The 1,188-nt window shown below is 56.2% G+C and carries 1 pseudogene; it reads left to right on the forward strand.

From position 1 onward, the window contains the following. Nucleotides 1–1,119 (forward strand): annotated as a pseudogene (locus tag CMQ96_RS28755) (hypothetical protein); the annotation flags it as partial. Between the last annotated feature and the right edge of the window lie 69 nt (nt 1,120–1,188).

Genomic DNA, 1,188 nt, shown 5'->3' on the forward strand with positions numbered 1-1,188 from the left:
GACTCGGACTCTGACAGCGACTCGGATTCCGACAGCGATTCGGACTCTGACAGCGACTCGGATTCGGACAGCGACTCGGATTCGGACAGTGACTCGGATTCAGACAGCGATTCCGACTCTGACAGCGATTCAGACTCCGACAGTGACTCGGATTCTGACAGCGACTCGGATTCCGACAGCGACTCTGACTCTGACAGCGATTCCGATTCCGACAGCGACTCGGATTCGGACAGCGACTCGGATTCCGACAGCGACTCCGATTCTGACAGCGACTCGGACTCGGACAGTGATTCCGATAGCGATAGCGACAGCGACTCCGATTCCGATAGTGACTCGGATAGCGACAGCGACTCCGATTCGGACAGCGATTCTGACTCCGACAGCGACTCCGATTCGGACAGCGATTCGGACTCCGACAGCGATTCTGACTCTGACAGTGACTCGGATTCAGACAGCGACTCGGATTCAGACAGCGATGCCGACTCTGACAGCGACTCGGATATTCCGCAGGCCAACGCGGATACCAATACTGCGCTGATCTCTGAGAACCATGACAATCTCGATGGTGTAAACGGTACGATTACCCAGTTGACTGGCGTGAACTTGCTTGGCGTAGTTGATGTTTCGCTGCTTAGCGGCAACAACTTTGACTTTACCGTCGCGAGTGGAACGACTCAGGATGTGGTGCTGGATATTTCCGGCGGGACAACGCTGAGTTCGGCGGCACTGATCAATACGCTGCTGCTTCTGCTGGGCGGTACCGATACCTTCCAGGCCGATCTCGCGGTGGTGAATACGGCGACCGGCGAAGTGGTTGCGTTGGCGTCGAATGCGGTGACTATCACGGCGGGAGGCGTCAGCCTGGATTACAGCGGTGGCGCCAGCTTCAGCGATCTGCCGGAAGGTAACTATACGGTGGTGATCTCGTCGCCGACGAATACCGGACTGCTGCCGACGCTGGTGAACTTCCTGGCAAATATCAGCGTGGTGACCGCGGTGGATGTTGCGGTAACCGATTCCGTAGGATACGAGTCCGCGATTATCAGCGGTAACGTCCTGCAGACGGATGCTGGCGGGGATGTTGGTGATATCGGTACGGATATTACCGTGACTAAATAGATGCGCGGAATAGTAGATCACTGAAAGGGAACTCAGCCCGGATTGTGCGATCTGATCAATCGCCAAACC

This window comes from Klebsiella sp. MBT K-1 (assembly GCF_002556465.1).
GTDB classification, from domain to species: domain Bacteria; phylum Pseudomonadota; class Gammaproteobacteria; order Enterobacterales; family Enterobacteriaceae; genus Klebsiella; species Klebsiella grimontii.